Origin of the sequence: Corynebacterium sp. MSK047 (genome assembly GCF_030232285.1) — a bacterium.
Lineage (GTDB): Bacteria > Actinomycetota > Actinomycetes > Mycobacteriales > Mycobacteriaceae > Corynebacterium > Corynebacterium jeikeium_D.
In genome coordinates this window covers 1-898 of record NZ_JASPJI010000057.1, presented here as the reverse complement: position 1 = coordinate 898, position 898 = coordinate 1, and the positions used below count along the sequence as shown (strand labels likewise).

General features: G+C 62.4%; 1 protein-coding gene. It reads right to left on the bottom strand.

Features of this window, described 5'->3' with window-relative positions; all coding sequences use genetic code 11:
• Position 1 precedes the first annotated feature (1 nt).
• A partial coding sequence (locus QP981_RS11165; RefSeq protein ID WP_240941886.1) for an IS481-like element IS5564 family transposase occupies positions 2 to 898 on the bottom strand: 897 nt, incomplete at its 5' end.

Sequence of the window (898 nt, the reverse complement as noted above, 5' to 3'; positions counted from 1 at the left end):
GCTAGGTGTGATGTCCAGGGACGTTGTTGAGTCGGTCGAAGGGTACGCCGCCAATCGCAGAGTGGTGTCGGTGGTGGTTGTAGAAGTGGAGCCAGCCGGGCAGCGCCAGGCGTCGTTCGGCCTCTGAACCGTAAAACCTGGCATAGGCCCAGCCGTCCCCGAGCGTGCGGTGGAATCGCTCGATCTTCCCGTTCGTCTGCGGCCGGTAGGGGCGTGTCCGCTTGTGTCGGATGCCGAGCCGAGCGCAGAAGTCCCTCCATGCGTGGGATCTGTATGCCGACCCGTTGTCGGATAGGACTCGCTCGACGGTCACGCCTCGTTCGGCGAACCAGGCCACGGCGCGTTCGAGAACTCCCACCGCTGTGCTCGCCTGCTCATCCGACCAGATTTCTGCGTATGCGACGCGGGAGTGGTCGTCGATGACTGTGTGAACGAACGCCGTCCCGGTGCGCGGCTTGTGATCTTTTCCTCGTGGTAATCCCGGAGTCGCGAGCTTGTTCCGTGCGCCTTGCTGCCGACCTACGTAACGATGTCCACCGCCGTCGGGGATGTTGCCGAACTTCGTGACATCGACATGAATCAACGATCCCGGATGAGGATGCTCATATCGCCGCAATGGCTCGCCAGTGACACGATCGATATGCGAGAGGCGGTTCACGCGGCAACGGACGAGGACCGCGTGAACAGTCGACGTCGAGAGACCAAGTCGCGCAGCGATCTGGGCTGGCCCCAGTCGAAGCCGCCAGCGCAGGTTGATGATCTTCTTCTTGACATGCTCGGGCGTCCTGCCTGGGATCCGGTGCGGCTTGCTGGAGCGATCCTGCATCCCAAACTCACCCTCTTCCCGGTAGCGGCCTGCCCATTTCCGGGCAGTGATCGGGGAGACCATGAACATCTT